At 38.1% G+C, this 23,862-nt stretch carries 19 protein-coding genes; 14 read left to right on the forward strand and 5 right to left on the reverse strand.

The genetic code is table 11. The features are described from left to right. Positions 1-346 precede the first annotated feature (346 nt). From spoIID to D1839_RS04715, 13 genes are all read left to right on the forward strand, one after another. Positions 347-1,564, forward strand: coding sequence for a stage II sporulation protein D (gene spoIID / locus D1839_RS04655; protein WP_120378879.1), 1,218 nt, complete (start codon positions 347-349; stop codon positions 1,562-1,564). Between the two features lie 556 nt (positions 1,565-2,120). Continuing rightward, the gene (locus D1839_RS04660) at positions 2,121-3,011 is read left to right on the forward strand and encodes a M23 family metallopeptidase (RefSeq protein ID WP_120378880.1); all 891 of its coding nucleotides are present in this window, start codon (positions 2,121-2,123) and stop codon (positions 3,009-3,011) included. A gap of 616 nt (positions 3,012-3,627) precedes the next feature. Beyond that, positions 3,628-3,915 carry a sporulation transcriptional regulator SpoIIID gene (spoIIID, locus tag D1839_RS04665; protein WP_050350989.1) on the forward strand — a complete coding sequence of 96 codons (288 nt, stop codon included), beginning with the start codon at positions 3,628-3,630 and terminating at the stop codon, positions 3,913-3,915. A 542-nt stretch (positions 3,916-4,457) separates the two neighbouring features. Continuing rightward, positions 4,458-5,459: a rod shape-determining protein gene (locus D1839_RS04670; RefSeq protein WP_120378881.1), complete on the forward strand. Its 1,002-nt coding sequence runs from the start codon at positions 4,458-4,460 to the stop codon at positions 5,457-5,459. A 33-nt stretch (positions 5,460-5,492) separates the two neighbouring features. Beyond that, positions 5,493-6,296, forward strand: a complete 804-nt coding sequence (locus D1839_RS21075; protein ID WP_120378882.1) for a flagellar hook-basal body protein — start codon at positions 5,493-5,495, stop codon at positions 6,294-6,296. 15 nt (positions 6,297-6,311) lie between these two features. Further along, positions 6,312-7,139: a flagellar hook-basal body protein gene (locus D1839_RS04680; protein ID WP_120378883.1), complete on the forward strand. Its 828-nt coding sequence runs from the start codon at positions 6,312-6,314 to the stop codon at positions 7,137-7,139. A 205-nt stretch (positions 7,140-7,344) separates the two neighbouring features. Beyond that, positions 7,345-7,698 carry a DNA-directed RNA polymerase subunit beta gene (locus tag D1839_RS04685; protein WP_120378884.1) on the forward strand — a complete coding sequence of 118 codons (354 nt, stop codon included), beginning with the start codon at positions 7,345-7,347 and terminating at the stop codon, positions 7,696-7,698. 393 nt (positions 7,699-8,091) lie between these two features. Next, a complete protein-coding gene (gene fabZ, locus D1839_RS04690; RefSeq protein ID WP_120378885.1) occupies positions 8,092-8,511 on the forward strand; it encodes a 3-hydroxyacyl-ACP dehydratase FabZ in 420 nt (139 codons plus the stop codon). A 424-nt stretch (positions 8,512-8,935) separates the two neighbouring features. Next, positions 8,936-9,202 carry a hypothetical protein gene (locus tag D1839_RS04695; protein ID WP_120378886.1) on the forward strand — a complete coding sequence of 89 codons (267 nt, stop codon included), beginning with the start codon at positions 8,936-8,938 and terminating at the stop codon, positions 9,200-9,202. 494 nt (positions 9,203-9,696) lie between these two features. Further along, entirely contained in the window at positions 9,697-10,212 is a 516-nt protein-coding gene (locus D1839_RS04700; protein ID WP_120378887.1) for a competence protein ComK, read from the forward strand. A 1,533-nt stretch (positions 10,213-11,745) separates the two neighbouring features. Next, positions 11,746-12,612, forward strand: a complete 867-nt coding sequence (locus tag D1839_RS04705; protein ID WP_120378888.1) for a TetR/AcrR family transcriptional regulator — start codon at positions 11,746-11,748, stop codon at positions 12,610-12,612. A 31-nt stretch (positions 12,613-12,643) separates the two neighbouring features. Next, positions 12,644-13,501: an efflux RND transporter periplasmic adaptor subunit gene (locus D1839_RS04710; protein WP_199689967.1), complete on the forward strand. Its 858-nt coding sequence runs from the start codon at positions 12,644-12,646 to the stop codon at positions 13,499-13,501. 3 nt (positions 13,502-13,504) lie between these two features. Next, positions 13,505-16,579: an efflux RND transporter permease subunit gene (locus tag D1839_RS04715; RefSeq protein WP_120378889.1), complete on the forward strand. Its 3,075-nt coding sequence runs from the start codon at positions 13,505-13,507 to the stop codon at positions 16,577-16,579. Between the two features lie 693 nt (positions 16,580-17,272). On the opposite strand, the gene zwf is transcribed toward D1839_RS04715, so the two are convergent. The 5 genes from zwf to D1839_RS04740 all read right to left on the reverse strand — a co-directional run bounded on the left by zwf (position 17,273) and on the right by D1839_RS04740 (position 21,799). Beyond that, complete coding sequence (zwf, locus tag D1839_RS04720) at positions 17,273-18,745, reverse strand: glucose-6-phosphate dehydrogenase (RefSeq protein ID WP_183030202.1); 1,473 nt, start codon at positions 18,743-18,745, stop codon at positions 17,273-17,275. A gap of 65 nt (positions 18,746-18,810) precedes the next feature. Then, a complete protein-coding gene (locus D1839_RS04725; RefSeq protein ID WP_120378890.1) occupies positions 18,811-19,254 on the reverse strand; it encodes a threonine/serine exporter family protein in 444 nt (147 codons plus the stop codon). A 117-nt stretch (positions 19,255-19,371) separates the two neighbouring features. Beyond that, positions 19,372-20,121, reverse strand: coding sequence for a threonine/serine exporter family protein (locus tag D1839_RS04730; RefSeq protein ID WP_120378891.1), 750 nt, complete (start codon positions 20,119-20,121; stop codon positions 19,372-19,374). A 104-nt stretch (positions 20,122-20,225) separates the two neighbouring features. Then, complete coding sequence (chbG, locus tag D1839_RS04735) at positions 20,226-20,924, reverse strand: chitin disaccharide deacetylase (RefSeq protein WP_120378892.1); 699 nt, start codon at positions 20,922-20,924, stop codon at positions 20,226-20,228. 137 nt (positions 20,925-21,061) lie between these two features. After that, positions 21,062-21,799 carry a GntR family transcriptional regulator gene (locus D1839_RS04740; protein WP_120378893.1) on the reverse strand — a complete coding sequence of 246 codons (738 nt, stop codon included), beginning with the start codon at positions 21,797-21,799 and terminating at the stop codon, positions 21,062-21,064. A 748-nt stretch (positions 21,800-22,547) separates the two neighbouring features. Between D1839_RS04740 and D1839_RS04745 the strand changes: the two genes are divergently transcribed. Continuing rightward, on the forward strand, positions 22,548-23,849 hold the full coding sequence (locus D1839_RS04745; RefSeq protein ID WP_120378894.1) for a 6-phospho-beta-glucosidase: 1,302 nt from the start codon (positions 22,548-22,550) through the stop codon (positions 23,847-23,849). Positions 23,850-23,862: the final 13 nt, after the last annotated feature.

Here is a 23,862-nt window from a genome sequence, read left to right on the forward strand (position 1 = left end):
ATCTGTACAGCAACAAGTCTAAGTGAGATAATAACACCTAAATGCCTATTTTGTAAGAGACCTTTAAGTCATACCTATGGAACTAACAAGCCGTGGGGAGATGAAAGAAAATCTCCACGGCTTGTGATGATTCACTTTATAAAAAACGATTAGCCTATCCCTTCTTTTCCCCTCTGGTCAATTTCAAAAGTTTGCTTCCTCCTTTAATAACATAACCTAACACTATTACGTTGTGAATTTTAGCAATACATAGTCCTCGCCTAACTTTTGGTTCTATTTTAAAAAACTCGTGTATATATATCTTAATAGGACTGCTAGATTAAATTCATGTTAAAGGGGGTAAGCAATGAAACCTAGCAAATATTCAAAGAAAAGCGGATCTAAAGAGTGGAAGAAACGAAACGCATTATTAATGAAAAAAGTAAAAGCTAAGCAGGAGAATTCGATGCAGCAAAAACAATTAGTAAGAAAGCCGCTCGCAAATAACAAACCATGGCTTGCGCCCAAAAAACCTTATTATTTACAAAAAAGGCCAAGCCAGCTGCTGTGGAAAGTTCCTTCTGCCATTTTGTTAGCTTGCTTAATCACGATTATCCTTGTGGTTCCAACATTAATTGTTGTTCCCTATAGTAAGGGTGACGAAAAGGCGACGAAAGCTCCACTAACAGCACATCGTGACAAAGCTCCTAAGCAAGATATCGAGTTAGGTAATTCCCCTTTCTCTGTATCAGTTATGCGCTCCGGAGTAAATAAAGTGCAAGGTATACCCTTAGAAGAGTATGTAGTTGGTGTTGTAGCTTCTGAAATGCCGGCAGATTTTGAACCAGAAGCATTAAAAGCACAGTCACTTGCTGCAAGAACATATATCGTTAACCAAAAGCTGCACGGCGAATCTACCAAGAAAGATTCCGATGTCACGGATACGGTTCAACATCAAGTATATAAGGACGAAGGGCAATTACAAAAGCAGTGGGGAAGTGATTTTGATTGGAAAATGAAAAAGGTGAAAGCGGCGGTTTCGGAAACAAAAGGAGAAGTATTAACCTATAAAGACGCACCAATTACTCCCGCTTTTTTCTCTACTAGTAATGGATATACGGAGAATTCTGAGGACTACTGGGAAAATAAGCTTCCATATTTACGTAGTGTGAAAAGTCCCTGGGATGAAGAATCACCTAAGTTTTTAGATCAAAAGACGTTTTCATTACAGCAATTGGAGGAAACATTTGAGGTGGACTTACCGAATCAATTTCCGCTTCCTGTTAATATAACCCGAACAGACAGCAATCGTGTGGAAGAACTTCAATTAGCAAAACATGCTTTCTCTGGCAGAAAAATTAGAGAAAAGCTAGAATTGCGTTCCAGTGATTTTACTATCGAACAAAAAAACAATCACTTTATCTTCACAACGAAAGGGTTTGGTCACGGGATAGGAATGAGTCAATACGGGGCAAATGGTATGGCGAAAGAAGGAAAAACCTATCAAGAGATTGTTCAGTATTATTATCAGGATGTAAAAATAAGTACGATCAATGATACAGCCCCAACTCTCGTCGCAAAATAGGCGAGGGTTTTTTATGCCGAACGTAAGAAGCCGCAAAAATTTGACTGTTCACTTATGTGCAATGAAGTGAATAATGAGAAACAATGGTTTTTGGTAGGTTACTTTACATGTGATTAGTAGTAAAATCTACCTTTTATCCTACGAAGTAAATTTGGGAGGATAAGCGTAAGACCCAATTGCAAGTTAAATGTTCAATTTAGTTAGAGTCGTTTTAGATTGCAGTAATTAACCATCAGGGAAAATGTAGAAAATGCAATTGGTGGAAAATTAATTTCAATTTTATAGTACAAATGACAAATAAACACTTTCTATTATCAAGCTTTTCTTCACATAAAGTAGTTGGGTAATGTCTTTCGATTCTATTAAAACGATATGTGGATGCGCACGGGTCATGGCAGGGCTAAGCTGTATATCTTCCATTTTAGACAAGTATTAAAAACGAATCTCCTTAATTTCCCCTTATTTTGCGAAAAAATACGGTAAAATCCAAAATATTTTTTGATAGATGTATATAAATTCCTTTTTCTGATCAGAATGATGTTGAGGTGATGATCTTATGAAAGAGGAAAACAAAGGGACTTCAAAAAATAAGTGGAGTCGGATTTTTCGTAAAAAATGGTTCTTCCCAGCCGTCTATTTAACGATTGCCGCTGTATTGTTATCTGTTGTTGTTTGGTATCAAAACATAGACAATCAAGTACCTGATGCCCAAGAAGAAACAGATGAATTTATTCCAGCAGAGCATGGAGAAAGAGCTGAACCTGTGTTAGAACAACAGGAAACGATACAAATGCCTGTTACAAACCCAGAAGAAGCAGAAATCGTAACTAAATTTTATGATTACAATGCTGAACAAAAAGAGCAAGAGCAAGCATTGGTTTGGTACAACAATAAATATTATGAAAGCGATGGAGTGAATATTGCTTCTGCGAGTGGCGAATCATTTGATGTTGTCGCAGCCTTAAGTGGTGAGGTTACAGAAGTGAAAGAGGATCCATTACTTGGAAATGTTGTTGTATTGACCCATGAAGACGATGTAACCACCTATTATGCAAGCCTTGAAGAAGTAAACGTCAAACCAGGATCTGAAGTAAAGCAAGGTGACACATTAGGAACAGCAGGAAAGAGTGTATTCGGTAAAGACAGTGGAACCCATGTTTACTTTGAGTTACGTAAGGACGATAACGAAGTTAATCCAGAAGCGTACTTCAATCAACCAGTAAGTAGTTTGAGCAAAGTAACAGAGGAAAAATCTGAAGATGTCGATGCACAAAAAGAAGCGGAACAGCCTGAAAATGAGGAAGCTGAGGGAGAGCAAGGAGACGATCCTTCTTCTGAGGAAGCTGAAGATGCGAACGAAGAATCAGATAAAGAATCAGATAAAGAATCAGATGAAGTAGATAATCCAGATGCAACAGAAGAAACGGATCCAGAATTAAACAGTTAATAGGTATGTTTGCTTATTGCTTCCGCAAGCAGGAACGCCTTTGATGATCCAATCAAAGGCGTTTTCCATGTTTCTAGGTAAGCTTTCGTTGCTCCATTATTATCCCGTATATAAGGTACTGTAAGTCTCCCACTTCAGGAGTTGGATAATCTGTATAGCGACAAGTCTAAATAGGAGATAGCAGCACCTAAATGACCGATTCAAAAGCCTTAGGTCATACTATTACGGTACTAACAATCCGTAGCGGATGAATGAAAAACCCTGCGGATTGAAGTTTCTGTTTATCTTAGTTTTTTAGAATTGGCTTGTCTAGTATGCACAAGGTGCTTTTTTAAGCATAATCCTTCTCCCATCATAATAAACTTATACAAACCAATAAAACAGAAGTGTCTGAGGTGAAGAGCATATGGGGATGTTAATCAGTCTGACAAATGTAGCTATTGTACTTTTTACAGGTTTAAAATACAGAATTTTTAATCTTTTTATTGATGGCAGGATTATACGTCTACATAAAATTTCAACAGGATAGTAGCCCTAACTTTCATTCAAACCAAATTGTAAAACACCTGTCTCAAATGATCACCTCAGAAATATACAACTCAGGGAGGCGAACGGTGTGCATGATTACATCAAAGAACGAACAATCAGGATAGGAAATTATCTGGTGGAGACAAAAAAAACAGTTCGCGTTATAGCGAAGGAATTCGGTGTTTCTAAAAGTACAGTTCATAAAGATCTAACGGAAAGATTACCAGAAATAAATCCCGAATTAGCAAGCGAGGTAAAAAAAATCCTTGAACACCATAAGGCAATTAGACATTTGCGAGGGGGCGAAGCAACAAGGAAGAAATATAAAGTCGATGCAGAATCCGCAAAAAAAAGAGAAGTGAAGCCAGTAGGATAAGCATATCATTCCTCTTTTTAGGAAAAGGATCGAAACAATACATGTAAATATCTATTGTTCAGTGGAAGGGAAAAATACTTCCACTGAATTATTTTTTTTTCTAAAGAGAAAGCAACATTTAGACGGGTTCAGAGTTAATCTTAATGTAAGATTTAACGAATTTTAGGTAGGTGTTTTCCTTGCTTATAAAAATGGTGCATCTCCTCAAGCTTCCGTTATATGAATAGCTCTTGCTCTGCACTTTTTTTAAGGATAAATGAAAAATCGGCGAAGTTCACATTTCAAGCTAGCCTTATTTTTTTTACAATGTCAGTATGAATGATGAATCCTATATTTTTCGATTTTAATAGGAGACGGACCGTTAAAAGGAATGATGCATGTAATTATTTGTTAAGTAAATGCCGATTTTGATAAAGCATCCGACGTTTTTTTACAAAATTTTAATAAACTACAGTTAAAAGTAGATAATTGTGTTAAAATAGTATATTAGAAGCAGTATGGACAAAATAAGATATAGTATGGAATTAGGAGGATATTAGCCCATGTTTTCAAGGGATATAGGGATCGATCTTGGGACAGCCAACGTCTTAATTCACCTTAAGGGAAAAGGGATTGTGTTGAATGAGCCGTCGGTGGTTGCTATGGATCGAAATACAGGAAAAGTGTTGGAAGTTGGCGAAGAAGCAAGGAAAATGGTAGGTCGGACACCTGGAAATATCGAAGCTATCCGACCATTAAAGGATGGCGTAATTGCCGATTTTGATGTTACGGAAGCGATGCTCAAACATTTCATTAATAAGATTAATGTAAAGGGCTTGTTATCAAAACCTAGGATTTTGATATGCTGTCCGACAAATATTACCAAAGTGGAGCAAAAAGCCATTAAAGAAGCTGCAGAAAAATCAGGTGGAAAAAAGATTTATTTAGAAGAAGAACCTAAAGTGGCCGCTATCGGCGCAGGGATGGAAATATTCCAGCCGAGTGGGAATATGGTCGTTGATATCGGGGGCGGTACAACAGATGTAGCTGTACTATCCATGGGTGATATTGTAACGTCTGAGTCCATTAAAATGGCCGGTGACAATTTTGATAGTGAAATTCTTCAATACATAAAGAAGAAATATAAGCTGTTGATCGGTGAGCGAACGGCAGAGGAAATAAAAATTAATGTCGCTACCGTCTTTCAAGGTGCGCGTAATGAAGAAATGGAAATTAGAGGGCGTGATATGGTCTCTGGTTTGCCACGAACTATCAAAGTAAACTCTAAAGAAATTGAGGAAGCATTGCGGGAGTCTGTCTATCTTATTGTACAAGCAGCAAAATCTGTCTTAGAACGTACACCTCCAGAGCTTTCTGCAGACATTATTGATCGAGGCGTGATATTAACTGGGGGAGGCGCATTAATTCATGGCATTGATGAGTTATTAGCAGAGGAATTAAAAGTTCCTGTATTTATTGCGGAAGAGCCAATGAATTGTGTAGCTAAGGGAACTGGTATTATGTTGGAAAATATCGACAAAGTAGATCGAAAAAAAGTTATTTAAGTTTTCTAGATATAAGAAAGGGAGGTAACGCCAGTGTTAAGGGGCTTTTACACAGCTGCTAGCGGTATGATTGCGCAACAACGGCAGCAGGAGGCTTTTGCTAATAATATTTCCAATGCTAACACCCCCGGTTATAAAGCAGATCAAACAACTTTGCGCGCTTTTCCTGAAATGTTGATGAATCAAATGGCAGGAAAAAAGCTTCCTACACAAAGTAAAACATATATCCCTATTCGACAACCGATTGGTTCTTTGAATACGGGAGTGTATGCACAGGAAATGATTCCGAATTTTAACCAGGGTGACGTACAAGAAACAGGGATTCCAACTGACTTTGCACTAGTGCAACGCAATTTGCCTGATGAAACTGGAGCATTGTTTTTTACGGTGCAAAATGAAGCTGGAGATGTCCGTTATACACGAAATGGAAACTTTACGGTAGATGGTGCAGGATTTTTAGTTGCAAATGAGGGATATTATGTTTTAGATGCAAATGGAGAACCTATTGCAACGAATGATAAGGATTTTACTGTGACGAATGATGGTCTATTGCAGACTGATAATGGGACGGTGCCATTAGGGATTGCCTATGCAACTGATGCAAATGCAATGGTAAAAGAAGGAAATGATTTGTACAATGGAGATGTGGAAGCTGTGCCGGCGGGTGCAACGTTTTCTGTAAAACAGGGTTTTTTGGAGAGATCCAACGTAGATACTTTACAAGCAATGACCCAAATGATGGAGTCTTACCGACTGTTTGAGACAAATCAACGAGTGTTAAAGGCTTATGATCAAAGTATGGAAAAAGCAGTTAGTGAAATAGGACGTTTAGTCTAAAGGGGAGAGAATAGCATGTCACGAGCAATGATTCAGGCTGCAGTAACAATGAATCAACTGCAACAAAAATTGGATGTCATAGGTAATAACATGGCTAATAACCAAACAACTGGCTATAAAAGCAGACAGGCTAATTTTTCCTCGCTGCTTTTTCAACAGATGGATAATTTGTCGCACCCTGCAAACACAGCCGGGAGACAGACTCCAGATGGTATACGCGTAGGATCGGGAGCAAAATTAGGATCGATTAATGCGAATTTGCAATTAGGTTCGTTACGTGAGACAGATCGTAGCTTGGATACAGCTTTATTAGAAATGAACCATTTTTTCCAAATTGAAGCAACAGAAAACGGAGTAACAGAAACACGTTTTACTCGAGATGGAGCATTTTATTTGAGCCCTGTTAATGATAATCAACAAGTGATGCTCGTTGATAGAAATGGAAATCCAGTACTAGGAGTAAATGGTCCTATTCGTATAGCTTCCGGTTTTGATGATATTTCTGTACAACCTGATGGACAAATACTTGTCAAGCGAGGCGACGAAACGGAAACCGTTGGAACACTTGCTATTGTTGAAGCTTTGCGTCCGGATTTGCTTGAAGCTGCCGGAGAAAATGCATTCCGTTTACCTAATATAGCAAATACAGAGGCTGCATTTGCCGATGTAATCCAGCCAGCAGCTGGAAACCAGGTGCTCCAAAGTGGTACCTTAGAAGCGTCTAATGTGAATATGTCTAAGGAAATGTCAGACTTAATTATGACTCAACGTGCTTATCAGTTTAATGCCAGAACCATTTCTATGAGCGATCAAATGTCTGGTCTGATTAACCAGATGCGCTAGGTTTTAATCCTTGATGTAAGGTGTTGTAAGCTCTACTTAAGAACTAAAGTCAAGACAAAAAAGTCTAGGTCAGCGGATACAACACCTACATCTTCGTTTGTTTAAGAGTTATACTCTTGTATTACTAACAGTCAGTATAGGAAAAAGAACCCCACTGACTGCAGATTCATTTCCTATTTAAGGTAAACAGTAAGGAGAAACAAATATGTCCATTCAACCACAAGATCCAACTTTCAAAGGCAAATATAGCTCATTTAGGAAAGCATGGGAACAACGATGGCAAGAAAAGCATCAAGAAGCTCAACATCATAATGAGTCAAACGGACGGGATAGGGTCAAGCAACAAAGTAAGCAAATAGCAAATAAAAAAAATAGACGCCCGAGAGTGCGCATTTTTCCAATTTGGCTACGTATTATTGTTATTTTACTGTTTTGTATCATTGCCTTAGTTGTTGGATTAATGATTGGCTATGGAGTTATTGGAGATGGTGCGCCAACAGATGTATTAAAGACAGAAACTTGGCAGCATATTATTGATATTGTTACGAAACCAAATTAAGCAAGCACCTAGTCTTATAGCGACTCAGGTGTTTTTTTACAGATAAGAAAGTATACAATGAGGTGCTTGGGGATAACGAAATAACCGAATAGCCACATCCGGCGCATGAGCCCAGCAACGATGCGACTTCACGAAATCGACTTCCGATAAGTCATCATTTGTTCGTATCCTCACCATGATTCCTAAAACTTTAGTTGCTTTGTTCCAGTTGCTACGTTGCTAAACGGGCGCTCTGCGCCTTTGTTCCTTACTGAAGGGGCTAAATTTGTCGGATGTGGACAAATTATCGCCAAGCCTATATAGGCAACTTTTCAAAACTGAATTTTCGCTGGTTGAGCTTTTCGGTAAATGTTGCAATAGAATTAAATTTAAACAAGAAAAGAGGTTGTTCATATGAATATTGAACAAATTAAAGAGATCATTCCACACCGCTATCCATTTTTACTAGTAGATCGAGTAACAGAAGTGGAAGAAGGAAAGCGTGTTGCTGGTTTGAAAAATGTAACAGCGAATGAACCTTTTTTTCAAGGGCATTTCCCTGAGTATGCTGTGATGCCGGGTGTGCTTATTGTTGAGGCCTTGGCACAGCTTGGGGCAATTGCCATGCTGGGGAAAAAAGAAAATCGAGGAAAGATTGGTTTTTTGGCAGGAATAGACAATTGTCGATTTAAACGCCAAGTTCGCCCGGGAGACCAATTGCAAATGGAAGTAGAAATTCTTCGATTAAAAGGACCAATCGGAAAAGGAAAAGCAGTGGCTACTGTAGATGGAGAGTTGGCTTGTGAAGCTGAAATTATGTTTGCTATAAAATAACGGCTCAGTTAATTTATAAGCAAATATGTCATAAAACGATCGCTTCAATAGTCGAAGCGGGGGATAACCGCTGCTCTATTCCTGATTCGTTCGTATTGGGTAGGATATTGATCAGTAGGTGTATAGCAATAGGATCGAAAGCGGTGCATCGCACGCAGAAAAGCGTTCTTCTTTTTCAAGGATGGATAAACTATGTTAACAATCCATAAAATGCAGTTTTTCTTTTTCCAGGAATGTCTGGGCACTAGTTTTCGCTCGTTAATTCGAGTATTTAAACTCCTATTGGATGAAATTTCACTATATAGGTCCATTTTAAAAAATATTATGTGAGGGAATAATTAGCTGAAAATGGATAAAAAAGAGTATGACTTCTTCTAAGTTGGTTAAGCTAAAAAACGAACCAATTAAAAAGGAGGAAATGCACATGAAATCAAAGCTTCTCGTGAAACTCGGCGCTTCCGCCATTGCTTTATCACTCATTGCGGCTTGTGGCACAGATGATAATCAAGACCCTGTAGAAGACGATACTCCAATGGAGGAACAGGAAAATAATAACGATCAGCCTGCTGAGGATAATGGTGGAATGAATGAGAACGACCAAGAACTACAGGATGAAGACAACGGCAACACAAATGATAATGGCGATATGAACAAAGATCAAGATAAGCAAAACGAAGAAGGAAATCAATAATATTGCTTAAGTTCGTTTTTAATACAGAGGGGAATAGCAAAGATATTGGCGCCACCTAAGTCAAAGTACTCTTGTTGTCTAGTTGTCGATACTAGTATGCTCCGTACACCAACTTGAATGTGGTTGCAAAGAAAAGATAGCATCTGGATTCTAAAGTCGCTAAGGTGAGGGTTGGACGATGATGAATCCGGTGTTTCCCCCTTAACAGATTTGAGCAATATTATAAGTACAAATCATTTTTTTACTTATAAAAGCAGAACACAGGTCCTAAAGGATGTGTTCTGCTTTTTATATATTGCTATCTATTTTTAAAAACATAGCCTATAATTTACGCTTCTTTCAATTGTAAATGGTTTGTGCCTAATTCAAGCTGTCAAACCAGAGACAAAATGTACGTGAGATAGTAAAATATAGAATATAAAGAAATTTCTTTTTTTGTATTGAAAATAAATCAGGTTGAAAAGAGAAATGTATTTTTAAAAAGGAGGGTTATTTTGAAACATCGAATTACATCATTATATATCATATCCCCACATACAAAAGCGATATGCTGGAGTGAGCATAACTATTATCGTTCTCATATTTTGGAAGCGGATATGTCGGAGACAATGTCGTTGCACAAACCAGAGCAAATCATTGATAATAGTTGTTTAATATACGGATCTACACTAGAGGGGAGAAGATTAGCTGTAAAGGACGTATTAGGCTCATCCAGTAAGCTTCCAATTCCTGTGATTCCAGAAAAAGGCGTTTTTATGATGCCAACTGCATCTATAAAAAATAAAAATAATGTATGGCTTGCTTATCACCATATATATGGTTTTGAAAGGAATAATAAGGGCACTTATGTTGCTTTTTACGACGGTTCTGAACTTCAGTTAGATGTATCTTTCAACACTTTTGATTTGCAGTATAAGCGGACAAGTCAGTTAATCGTACATATGAACCGTACTTTTCTGTTTGGACAATCTAAATTGCCTATACCTAAATCACTCCTAAAACGATATTAATGAACCGATGTGGAAAAAGAAGAGCCGTAGTATGTTTATAAACCAATAAAAGGGGATTTGCAACAGGATGGAGAATGACACCTCGAATTTCCTTCTTAGCTTTTATTTGCCTTTTGTATATAACCCATACGCACCCTGTCTACTAAAATCACCTTCTAGCTAAGTGTATATTGGGAAATGGAACAATTGAGTTTGTGAATTATATTTACCACAAACTCAATTGGATTTATCCCGTACTATAAGATGCTGTGGGACTCCCGCTTCAGGAGTTAAGTAATCTGTACTGTAACAAGTTTAGTGGGAGATAACAGCAGCTAAATACCTTGTCTCGTATGTGGACTACCATTATGGTACTAACAAGCCGTAGAGGACGAATGCCCCCATTGATTAAAGATTACTTTATGAAGGCGGTTATGGCACCCTAGTGGGGATGCGAAACCCTTTTCTTCCGCACTCTTTCACAAGAAAATCATGCCCGCAGAAGCTTTACGTCAATGCTAAGCGATAATTTTGTAATTCCCCTCTAGGTCAAAATTTGTTGCGAAATGACTTAAATTTCAGTCGAGAAATATAGCTAAGTTTCCCATTTCTATGGAATTGTATATTTAACTCAACGTTTTAGGTACAAAAGAGAAAGGTACTGATAAGAAGCGACCAAGCTATTCTTTTATATCGTTTTCTATATTTTTATTAGTATTTGTGGGTTAGCAGAAGTTTTTTCTGACTACAATAAGGAAAGACAATTTTTTTAGTAAGACAAGAAAGTAAAAAAATGAGGTGCTTAGGATAACGAACTAACCGAATAGTCATGGCGCCAGCAAGGATGCGACTTTAGAAATGCGCCCTCCGATAAGTCATCATCGGTTCGTGGTTAATAGGAAGGCCGACTAAAAATGGGCTTGCCGCTCAGGCGTCGGCATACTCCTGTTGCAGGAGCATGATACCTAAAACTTTCGTTGATTCGTTCCATTCGCTACCTTGCTAAACGGGCGCTTGTACCTTTATTCTAGTGGATAATGTTTGGTTAATTATGCGATGAAGCGTCCCCTAAAAGTTAGACACCGTTATTTCATTAGGAGCAGCTTAGTAAAATGAGTTCGGTATTGCACCGGACTCATTTTACTTTTGTCTTTATCCGTTTCATATTATAGTAAACTCTTTTATGTAGAGGAATTCCACCGTTTAGGAAACTTGCCTAAGTTCCAGCATGGAAATACGCCTCAAGTACTAGATGAAAATATACCTTTCGTTCATGACGGAACAACGATATGGTCTGTATGATAGAAGTAAGCTAAAGGAAGGAGAAAATCATTCGATGAAGAAATTTCTTTTATTTCTAGTTGATTTTCAGCCTATAAGTTGTTATTATATGAGCATTCCTTTTTTGACTGACCGGTAAGTCAATTAAGATGTAGTTTTCATTTAATTATATCATGTCAAATCTTTTAGAAAAAAACTTTTTTGTGACAAATCAGCCTAACTAAATGAAACATTTACGTGGGAGAGTACGTAATTAGAAAATAGGTGAAACTTATGCTTGAAAAGAAAAGGAAATTGGTGGAAATCGGTATAAAATTAATTGCTCAAAAGGGTTATCACAATACTTCTATTCAGGAAATTGCCAATAAAGCAGGTGTTTCTAAAGGGTCTTTCTACAGCTATTTTCCGTCGAAAAAAGTATTTATGAAAACGACGATGAAAGAGTTTCACAGGTTTATGATGGAAGAGCTGGCGCAAGTCAAAACAAATGATGATGCGAGTGCTCGTTTTGCAAAGCAAATAACAATATTAATAAAATACATGGAACGACATAAAGAATTTATTACGATTTATCTTAGAAGTAACATGCTAATTGAAGAGGAGTTTGAGGAACAAATACGTGCATTTAGGCTAGACTATATTCATTGGTTAAGGGAGAACTTGGAGAGTATATACGGAAAACAATTACAGGAATTTGTGATGGATGCTATTATCCAGTCATCAGGTTTAATACATAGTTATTTTCATTGGCTCATCGTGGAAGATGTTGAATTTGACCTAGAGCAAGCTGGGCAATTTATGGTTAGACGTTTGCATGATTTAATAGCAGGAATGGTAAAAGCAGAGGCATCCCCACTTGTCGACACTATGCAGATCCCAGAAATATACAGTAGGAATAATACTAACAAACAAAACAAACAAGAGGTAATTAACAGCTTAAAAGAAAAAATACCAGCGCTAAAAGTGCCGCAAATGAGGAAAGAACGATTATATGAAGTGTTACAATTATTGCAAAATGAAATAGCTGAAAATAATAATATACTTGTCATACAAGGGTTACTTGCGCATTTTACTGCCCATGATATGTTAATAGAAGATGTAAACAGAATCGCGGAAGTACTAGATATTGAATTATTATGACATCTTGACAGTAAAGAGAGGAGTAAAATAGGTGAAGAAAATTTTACTATTTGTAGCAGTTATAGTTATGATTTTTTTGCTAGCTGCGTGCAATCAGGAAGAAGAGAATAAAGAAGAAAATAAAGAGCGGGTAACTCCTGTAGAAACGGAAGAAGTGAAAGAAGGTTCTATTGAGATTGAAAAGAGCCTTTATGGCAGAGCAAAGCCGTCTGCTTCCAGTCCAGTCGTAGTACAGGCTCCAAGTAAAATCGATCAGTTAGAAGTTAGTAATGGTGAACAAGTCGAGGAAGGGGATGTGATTGCAACCATCTCTTCACAAGCGGGTAAGCAAAGTATCCGAGCACCTAAGGATGGAAAGCTTGTTCAGTTAACAGCAAATGAGGGCGAGATGGTATCTACAGAAGAGCCATTGGCTGTGGTTGCTGATTTAAATCCTTTAATCATTGAATTTGACGTAACAGCAAATGATCGTAAATTAATGAATAAAGAAGATGAGTTACCTGTTAATATAGATGAAAAAGAATTTACAGCAACGGTTACTTCTATTGGAACCGTGCCAAATGATACTGGACTTTACCCAATTCAGGCGAAGGTCAGTAATAAAGAAGCAAAATTATTACCAGGCATGATAGCACAGTTATTGGTGCCAGAAACAAGAATTAAAGATACGATTATCGTTCCAACTGCTGCTGTAGAAGAGCAAGGCGGTGAATCATTTATCTATGTAGTGAAAGATAATAAGGCAAAACGCGTTGACGTTACAGTACAGGAATCTCAATCAGAGGAAACAGCGATTGAGGGAGAGGTCAAAGCTGGCGATAAAGTGATCGTAAAAGGACAACTGTCATTAAAGGATGGTAGTCAGGTTAAAGTTGCGAAAGGGGAGTAAATCTTGAAGCTAATCAAAACATCTGTCAAACGTCCAGTAGGCGTTATTATGATCGTTCTCGCTATACTAGCTCTCGGTGCCGTTTCATTACGAAGCCTAACAGTTGATCTCTTTCCAAAGATTGATCTTCCAGTAGCAGTTGTAGCAACATCATATCAAGATGCAGCACCACAAGAAGTAGAAAATTTAATTAGTCGTCCAATTGAATCAGCTGTTAGTACTGTAGAAGGGATAGAAACGGTTCAATCGCAATCACAATCAGGGTCTTCCCTTGTTGTACTCATGTTTAATAACGGAACGGATTTAGACCAAGCCTTATTGGATGTAAGAGAAAGTGTTGACCAGGTGAAAGACCTTTTACCTAGTCAGGCGGGTGATCCGAATATTATGCGTTTTAACCCGGACCAACTGCCGGTTATGTGGGTTGGTTTAACCGGGGAAAACGCAGCATCTTTAACAAAAACAGCCGACGACCAAGTTGTCCCATTTTTAGAACGACAAGGTGGAGTAGGGTCTGTTAATGTAGAAGGTGGAAAAGAAAGAGAAATTCAATTAATTTTAGATGAAGCCAAATTACAGCAATATGGCGCCACAGCGCAAACGATCATGCAATCGTTAACGAGTACGAATCAGTCCGCTTCGGTAGGAACGGTTGAGAAAGGTGATAAGGATCTTCAGCTTCGTGTAACTGGTGAATTTGAATCAATCGACGATATAAAACAAACGATTGTTCAAACCGAATCTGGGGCAACAGTACATGTGGATGACTTAGCTGAAGTGAAAGATGATTTTAAGGAACAATCTGGAATGACACTCGTCAATGGAAAGCCTTCTGTCGTCTTATCCATTTTAAAAAAGACCGATAGTAATACTGTAGAAGTAGCAACAAATATAGAAGATAGTTTACAAGAAATGAAACAAGATTTACCTTCAGATGTTAATGTGGATATCATTATTGACACATCTGATTTTATTCAGATGTCTATTGATTCAGTTGTGCAGAATATTCTTATCGGTGGGGCTATTTCTATATTTATCCTGCTCCTATTTCTGAAAAGTATTCGAGCAACGATTGTTATTGGATTGTCCATACCAATTGCGATTATAACAACGTTTATTTTAATGTATTTCACAGGTGAAACATTAAATATTTTAACATTAGGCGGTTTAGCACTTGGTTTAGGAATGATGGTCGATAGTTCGATTGTCATACTCGAACATATTTATTCCTACAGGCAACGTGGGTATAGTCTAAAGGATGCGGCTATAAAAGGGGCTAGTGAGTTAGCACCTGCAGTAATTGCTTCTACAACAACGACATTAGTTGTATTTTTACCGATTATTTATGTAGAAGGAATTGCTTCGGATATGTTTACCCCTTTAGCATTAGCAGTTTCTTTTTCACTTATTACTTCATTAATAGTAGCCGTCACTTTAGTGCCGATGCTTTCTTCCAAGTTATTGCAAAAAGCGATGCAAGATGGAGGAAAACGTTATTGGTTTGATCGCTTTTTGGGTTGGCTAAATACAAAGTATCAAAAAGCTTTGAAATGGGCGCTCGGTCATCGGAAAACAACAGTATTTGTAACGATTGTAGCGATTGTGGGGAGCTTAGCTTTAACCCCGTTTATTGGAGCGGAATTTATTCCATCTGCGGATCAAGGACAGTTGGAAATCCGCGTAGAAACAGACCCTGGAAGTTCTCTGAAGCATACGGAAGAAATTGTAGAACAGGTGAATAAGGAGTTAGAGCCTTTTGAATCTTTGATCGAAACGAATTATATAAGTGTTGGTGGCGGTGATATGGTTGCTGGCAACAGCGGCAGTGGAAATCAAGCTGTTTATTCAATGCAGCTCATTCCCTCTACTGAACGAGAAAAAACAACGATTCAAATCGTTCAAGAAATAAATGACAAATTACAGGGGATCGCAGGTGCTGAAATTACGGTAAATTCCATGGACTCGGGTATGAATATGGGGGACCCGATACAAGTCCAATTAAATGGGCCAGAACATGAAGTATTGAGAGATATCTCTGAACAGGTTGTACGAGATATCGAGCGGATAGACGGTATTTATAATCCAGAGACGTCAGCTTCTGAAGGTGTCCCACAAATGAATATTGAAGTGAATCAGGAGCAAGCTGCGATGTATGGGTTAAATCAGGAACAAGTACTCGGACAGATTCAAATGCAATTTACGGGTCAAGTAGCTACGCAGTTTAGAGAAAATGGACAGGAAATGGATGTTACATTGATATATCCAGAAGAACAGCGAAGCAAGATAGAGGATTTGCATGACATGAAAATCCAAACCCCTCAAGGAGCGACGGTCTCCTTAGATGAGGTAGCTGAATTTAAACAAATGAGTGGACCAGTAAGCTTACAAAGAGAAAATCAGCAGCCGCAAATGAATGTGTCCAGTCAAACTGTGGATCGTGACTTAGGGAGCATCACGCAAGATGTAGAGAAAACATTAGCCAATATGGAGCTCCCTGAAGGCTATAGCTATAAAATCGGTGGTCAAGCACAAGATATGGCGGAATCATTTACAGAGTTAGCGATTGCATTAGTGTTTTCGATTTTCCTTGTATATGCAGTCATGGCTGTCCAATTTGAAAACTTTCTATTTCCACTTATTATTATGTTTGCTATGCCGACCACAGTTATTGGAGTAATGCTTGGATTGTTTATCGTTGGAATCCCATTAAGTATTCCAGCCTTTATCGGAATTATTATGCTGGCAGGGATCGTTGTCAATAACTCGATTGTACTAGTGGATTATATTAACCTCCTGCGACGAAAAGGAATGGAACGTTATACGGCTATATTGGAAGCTGGATCAAGCAGATTGCGCCCAATATTAATGACGACACTAACGACTATTTTGGCTATGATTCCACTAGCAATGGCGCTTGGAGAAGGTGCAGAAATGCAGCAACCTCTAGCCGTTACAATCATTTTTGGTCTAGGCGTATCCAGTATCTTTACACTTTTGTTAATCCCAGTTATTTACACATTATTCGATGATCTAACTGCTAAAATGGCTAAACGTAAGAAAAAGAAAAAAGATGCATAATAGATACGAAAAGGTTCCCTGCACAGATAGCAGGGAACCAATTGTGTATACCCAAGTTTTAACGTAGTTCAAAAATACGTAGACTGCTTGCCGTAACAGCGCAAACTGAAGATCCCACAGGAAAGCGAAGTATTTCGACATACCGGTGGTAAGAATTTTTTATACACATAAGCCGAACAATTATAAATAGATTGTTCGGCTTTTTTTAAAAGATAAGAAAGTATCAAATGAGGTGCTTGTGGATAACGAAATGAACTAAATAAGTCACGTCCGGCGCATGAGCCCAGCAACGATGCGACTTTAGAAATGCGCCTTCCGATAAGGCATCATCGGTTGTAGCTAAGAGGAAGGCCGACTAAATACGGGCTTGCCGCCCGACGTCGGCATCCCCCGTTTTAGTGGCATGATTCCTTTATCCCGTAGTAAAACGGCGTTGTAGACTCTCACGGTCTAAGAATGGAAGATGGGAGCGGAACAAGTCGAAGTGGGAGAGAACAGCCCCTAAATCCCCTATTTCGTAAAGGCCTTTAGATCATACCATTACGGTACTAACAATCCGGCGGGGATGAGGAAAACCCCGCTGATGGAAGGTTCACTTTATCCTTAGTTGATTTGTTCCATTCGCTACGTTGCTAACCGGGTACCCCGCATCTTCATTCTATAGTAATTGCTTATTTCCCAGCCTTTTTATTCTTAATCTGTTACTGGCCACCAGTGGAAACCGTCCTTTTCTAATAAGCGATCTGCTGCCTCTGGTCCCATGGAGCCAGCAGCGTAATTGGGAAATAGTGGTTCTGTTTTTGACCACGCATCTAAAACGGCGTCAACAAACCTCCAAGAATAAGCTACCTCATCCCAATGGGTGAAGTTAGTTGTATCACCAATAATACAATCGTATATGAGCTTTTCATACGCTTCGGGTGTATTTATTCCATCTACACCGTTGTTTGTATATGATAATTCAATTGGTTGCGCGATAGAGCCTACACCAGCTTTTTTAGCGTTTAAATGAAGCGTGATTCCTTCGTTCGGCTGAATATTAATTACCAACAAGTTAGGATGTCTTTCTGACTCATCCTTATAGTATAGGTTCATTGGTATATCTCTAAACTCAACTACAATTTTAATTGATTTTTCTTTCATCTTTTTACCTGTTCGGATGTAAAAAGGTACCCCTGCCCAGCGATAGTTATCAATCATTACTTTTCCAGCAACGTATGTTTCAGTTATAGAATCTTTTAATTCTGGAGCCTCTTCCCGATACCCTTTCCCTAAACGACCAGGACCGTATTGTCCGCGTACAAAGTAATTCTCCACTTCTGTTGGTTCAACAAGACGAAGAGCTCGCAATACTTTCACTTTTTCTGAACGTATTTCATCAGGTGTAAGTTTAATTGGTGGCTCCATTGCTAACAGTGCGACCATTTGCAGCATATGGTTTTGCACCATATCTCTTGTTGCACCCGATCGGTCATAATAACGAGCACGTTCCTCAACGCCTAATTTTTCGCTGGAAGTAACCTGGATATTTGAAATAAATCGGTTATTCCACAAATGCTCAAATATACCATTTGCAAACCGGATCACTTCAATATTTTGCACCATTTCTTTACCTAAATAATGGTCAATTCGATATATTTGATTCTCATTGAAGGCTAACCGAATTTGATTATTTAACTCTTTGGCAGAGATGAGATCGTGTCCAAATGGTTTTTCAATAACTAATCGGGTCCAACCAGTACTCTCTTTTAAACCATTTTGTTCGAGTTGGTTAGCGATGGTGCCAAAATATTCCGGAGCCATAGCCAAGTAAAAAACGCGGTTTCCGTTTGTTTGGTATTGACCTTCTAACTGATCTAGCAACCCAGCTAAATGCGTATAGGAAGAATTATCTGTCACATCAAAAGACTGATAATAAAAATGAGCAGCAAATGCTTCTAAGCCGTCCTCATTGTGTGCTTGTGATTCGTTTATTGATTCACAAACTTTTTCGCGAAATATATCAGTCGTCCATGGACGACGAGCAAGACCAACAACTGCGAAATCCTCACCAATTTTTCCATTTTGATAAAGGCGATAAATGGAAGGGAATAACTTTCTTTTTGATAAATCCCCTGTTGCTCCGAAGATGACAATAACGACGTTTGGTTTATCTACAGTTTTCAATAGAACCCTCTCCATTTTCTGTTTAGTAACACAACTATCATATAAGGTTAAAAAGTGAAAAGCAACTATTCTAGATGTAGCCATGCGAAAGTTTTTTTCAGCAACTGATGGACAACTTCCGAAAACATTAAACCTATAGCTATTGCTCCAGCAAGCAGCATTACCTTTGCTGAAAGTTGTACAGCTAGAAAATAGTCATTTTCGACAAATTTTCTCATCGCATCGTATGCTAATCCACCAGGTACGAGCGGAATAATGCCTGAGACATTAAAAATAATAATGGGCGTTTTAAATATTTTGGCACAAATCTGACTGAGAATGGCAACAAGCATGGAACCAAAAATGGTTGCCGGAACAACATCCAATCCTTGCTCAACCAAGATATAATAAACAACCCATCCGAACATCCCAACCATGCCGCATTGAATAAGTGCATGTCGGGGAGCATTGAAAATAATGCCAAAACAAGCAGCTGCAATATAGCTTGTAATAAGTTGAGCAAGTAACATGATGATCAACTCCCTATGCTTAGATAATCGAAAACAAGAAATCATAGATGGAATTCTCGTGACCTATGGATGGAGCCATTCTTTCTTCTACACGCTACTAATTATTTCGTATAGAGATCAATGTGGTAAAAAAGCGAAAAGTACAGCAACGCCCGCTCCAATTGCAATTGCAGTTAATGTAGCTTCTACACCCTTTGATATGCCAGCGATTAAATGACCTGCCATTAAATCCCGAACGGCATTTGTTATATGCAGACCTGGAACAAGCGGCATTACAGCGCCAATGATGATTTTATCCATATATTGCCCAAATTCAGCTTTAATACTAATCACGGCAATAACAGCAATCAAAAACGAGGCTACAAATTCGGCAATGAAACGTATTTCTAGTAATTTATCAAATCCAATCATTGCTGCGTATCCTCCTGCCCCAGCAATACAGGAAGGGGCAAAGTCTGCCCAGGAACCGCCAAACATAATGGCGAAACTACCGCTAGCTAGCGCTGAAGCAATAAGCTGTAGCCAAAATGGAAATGTTTCACTGTTATGCTGTATACCTTTTAACAGCAGAAGAGCTTCTTTAGCATCTAATGATTGTGCTGTAATTTGTCTGGAAATGCTATTTACATCAGCGATTTTTTGTAAATCATTCGAGCGATTGGAAATTCTCCTAAAATAAGAAGCTTCTCCTTCCGTAGAAAATTGAATACCTGTTGGCGTAGCATAACTTTCCGCATTTTCAAGTCCAAGTGAAGCAGCAATTCGGTTCATTGTATCTTCTACTCGGTATGTTTCTGCACCACTCTCCAGCATAATTTTACCAGCAAGTAAACAAACTTTTGCCACGGATCCAGGTTGAGCACTCATCCTTTATTCCTCCATTTTAATATTTTATGATCCGAAGTGAAAGATAATCTAGTTTCTCTTTCGTAAAATTTTTAGATCACAAGCCTAGTGAAAAGGAGATTGCCTCAAAGCTTTTCTGCCCATGCAGGCAATATGAAAGAGCAAAGGAGCTCTAATTCCTTTTCTCGCTTAGCTGTATACGAACTAACTTGATATAGTTCGTGATCGACGAAACCTGGATGTGTCATCACCTCAACACTTGTAGCTGACAGCTTCCTCAGTTGCGAAAAGAGCTTATCATCTACTCCTGAATCATAAAAATCGAGCCAAATCTGCTCAGTTAATAACAAGTCGCGCTCATTTTGTAAAGTCTCCGTATAGCGAATAGGGACGTGATACTTATTAGCTAATTCTACAATAACAGGTTTCAATTGTTCCCAACCATGGACGTGATGGTGGCTATCAATATGATGAAGTGGTAGTCCTGTAGCTAAAAAAGCTTCTATTTGCGCTTCCCACTCGTATTTAATTGCTTGTAAGTCATCTTCTTTAAGATCTTTTTCTTCTTTTGTATACTTAAAAAACCCGTTTGAGTCAGTTAATATCGTTGCTTCCTTTGTTAGTGGTTTGCCCCATGTTAAAACGAGATGGATCCCTGTTTGTAAAGAAGAATGTTTTTTTGCTTCAGATATCGCATATTCTACAGCATTTCCGTTCATCATTAAGGTAGTAGATTGCACAACGCCGTCTGTATGAGCTTTAAGAATTCCATCCGTGATCCCTTTTGTTAAGCCAAAATCGTCTGCATTAATTAAAATTTTCATGTTAAGCGCCTCCAATATTTTAATATGAATATAGAATGTCGTAAATGTGTTATCCATTTTTAATTCCAAACGCCTTCCTCGGCAGAAGTAACTTCAGACTTCGTAGCTAGTCGCTAGAAAAGATACAAGGTCTTTGGTTATGTGGATGTGTTTTCCTTTGGGTACTTTCGCTCAATTACAAAGTTGGTTTTATCTCCTCTAAAGTAAGCACGGGAATATTCCACTTTTTCTTGATGTTCATTTTCAGCAATAGTTTCGATATGAAAACAAGGAGCATTTAACTCACACTCCAAGTGTTTTGAACTGATTTCATCTGCAAGTGTTATTTCAATCTGCTCCATTGTTTTAGCAATATGCACTCCAAAGTCAGTTTTTAATGAGGCATAAAGTGATGTAGCCGCTTGTTCCTTTGAGATACCTGGTGCAACATCCCAAGGGATGAAAGCGATCTCATATTGGGTTGGTTCATTGTTTGCTTTGCGAATTCTTTCAATACGTTGAATAGGAGCTTTGGACGAGACTTCTAGTTGTTGGCTTAAAAATTCGTTTGCTGGAATAACCGTGATGGAGAGAACAAAAATCTCTGCTTCTTTACCTTGAACAGCTACTTGATCGCTATACCGTTTCACTGTTTGAGTCAAGGTTTGTTTTAACTTCTGGTCTGCTACAAAGGTGCCCCTTCCTTGATGACGTTCTAAATATCCTTCAAGTGTTAATTGATTTAACGCAGTTCTAACTGTTGTACGGCTTACATTGAAATCTTTACATAGCTCTAATTCTGTTGGGATTTTGTCTCCCGGTTTATATTTATTTGCTTTGATTTGGTTTAGTAAATCTTCCTTAATAAAAGCATGCAAGGATCGGTTTTTCTCCATGTTGCTCTCCTTTCTACTACATAATTAGTTCTCCGTTATAGGTTTTCTCCCCTAACTTATGACAAGGAAAATATATATCATCAGGTCGTCGTAAAAATACAATAATTGGATTAGTTTGGTAAACACCACTTTATTATTGGCTCACATACATTAGGCGTTTTAAAAAGGATTTTAGGTCACTTTTGACAATCCCATAGTATGATTTGTTGTAACCATTTATAGCATTTGTTTTATCCAGCATGTAACTAGCAGTTATACCTATCCATCCATCTTATGAGGTAAGACCTTGGAGGATAATCATCTTGCAGCTTTGCAAACCAATGTCCGATTTTGTTCAAAGGGACTCAGGTCGTATTCATGCGATACGAACGTTCCATGGGGACAAAGAAAATCACTACTAATAGACTTTCCTTTATAGTTACACTTTTATAAGTTGTCAGTTACAAATTGCTACTTTAACTAAAATGAACAAAGAGCACACAAAATTTTGTCTGCTGCGGTATGCATTTATGTGTTCTATATATGTACGCTACGTTCATAAATGCACTAATTTCAAATAAGAGTGATGTTAGTCAAAGTTTACAAGATTATCTATGTAAATACAACTTATTCGTATAAATGTTATTACAAATAACAAATATATTAAAATGTATTTACATATGTTTAATTGTATGATACATTTTAAGTGATTTAATAGAATTATATACATCTATGAGCAGTATACACTACAGCAAAGGAGATAAATCGTATGACAATCAAATTAGTCGTAGTTGGTGGCGGTTCCAGCTATACACCAGAGATTATTGAGGGAATTATTTTGCGCCATCATTCATTTCCCGTTACAGAAATAGTCTTAGTTGATATTGAGGAAGGAAAGCAAAAGCTTGAAATCGTTGGCCAGTTAGCAAGACGGATGATTGAAAAATCCAACAAACCAATAAAATTATCATGGACATTAGATAGGAAGGAGGCATTAAAACAGGCTGATTTTGTCTCAACGCAAATAAGAGTAGGTGGGTTAACAGCAAGATCAAAAGACGAGCGTATTCCTCTCCAGCATGGGTATATCGGTCAAGAAACAAATGGTGCTGGGGGAATATTTAAAGCATTACGTACGATACCGGTTTTATTAGAGTTAGCTCAAGATGTTCACGAAATCTGTCCACAGGCATGGATGATAAATTTTACAAATCCTGCAGGTATTGTAACAGAAGCATTGTTAAAGCACTCACCGCATAAAAAAGTAATTGGGGTGTGTAACATTCCTTATAATATGCGTTATTCGACTGCTGAAATTTTAAATACGAAGCCTGAGAACGTGATGATTGAATTTCTTGGCTTAAATCATTACGTATTCGGTCGAAAAGTATTAGTTAGCGGTGTCGACCGTACAAGTGAAGTACTGACGAAAGTGAGTCAAGGATTAGATTATTCGCCAGCTAATATTGTAAATCTTGGTTGGTCGAAAACGTTTATTGAAGCAACCTCATTACTGCCAAATCCTTATCACCAATATTATTTTCAAACCGCAGCGGTACTAAAGAAAGATCAGCAGGCGCTAGAAGAAAATGGGACACGTGCGGAAGTCGTAAGAAGACTGGAAAAATCTTTATTCGAGTTATATAAAAATCCTAATCTTTGTGATAAACCAAAAGAGTTAGAAGAAAGAGGCGGGGCTTTTTATAGTGATGTAGCATGCAGTTTAATGGACTCCATTTATAATAATAAAGCAGATATCCAGACGGTTAACACATTAAATAAAGGCGCTATCCCTGAGCTGCCGGAAGATTCGGTGATTGAAGTGAATAGCGTTATTACGAAAAATGGACCACAGCCAATTACAGTTGGGGCTTTACCAAACAGTGTGAAAGGTCATATTTATCAAATGAAGGCATTTGAGGAATTAGTGATCCGGGCAAGTATAACCGGTAATTATAAAGATGCCTACCTGGCAATGGTTATGAATCCATTGATAGGTGATGAAGTTGACAGCAAGTTATTACTAGATGCGTTATTAGAAGCACATAAAGATTACTTACCACAATTTTAATTATGGGGGTATA

The sequence above is a fragment of the Roseburia sp. 1XD42-34 genome (assembly GCF_009917385.1).
Lineage (GTDB): Bacteria > Bacillota > Bacilli > Bacillales > Amphibacillaceae > Virgibacillus.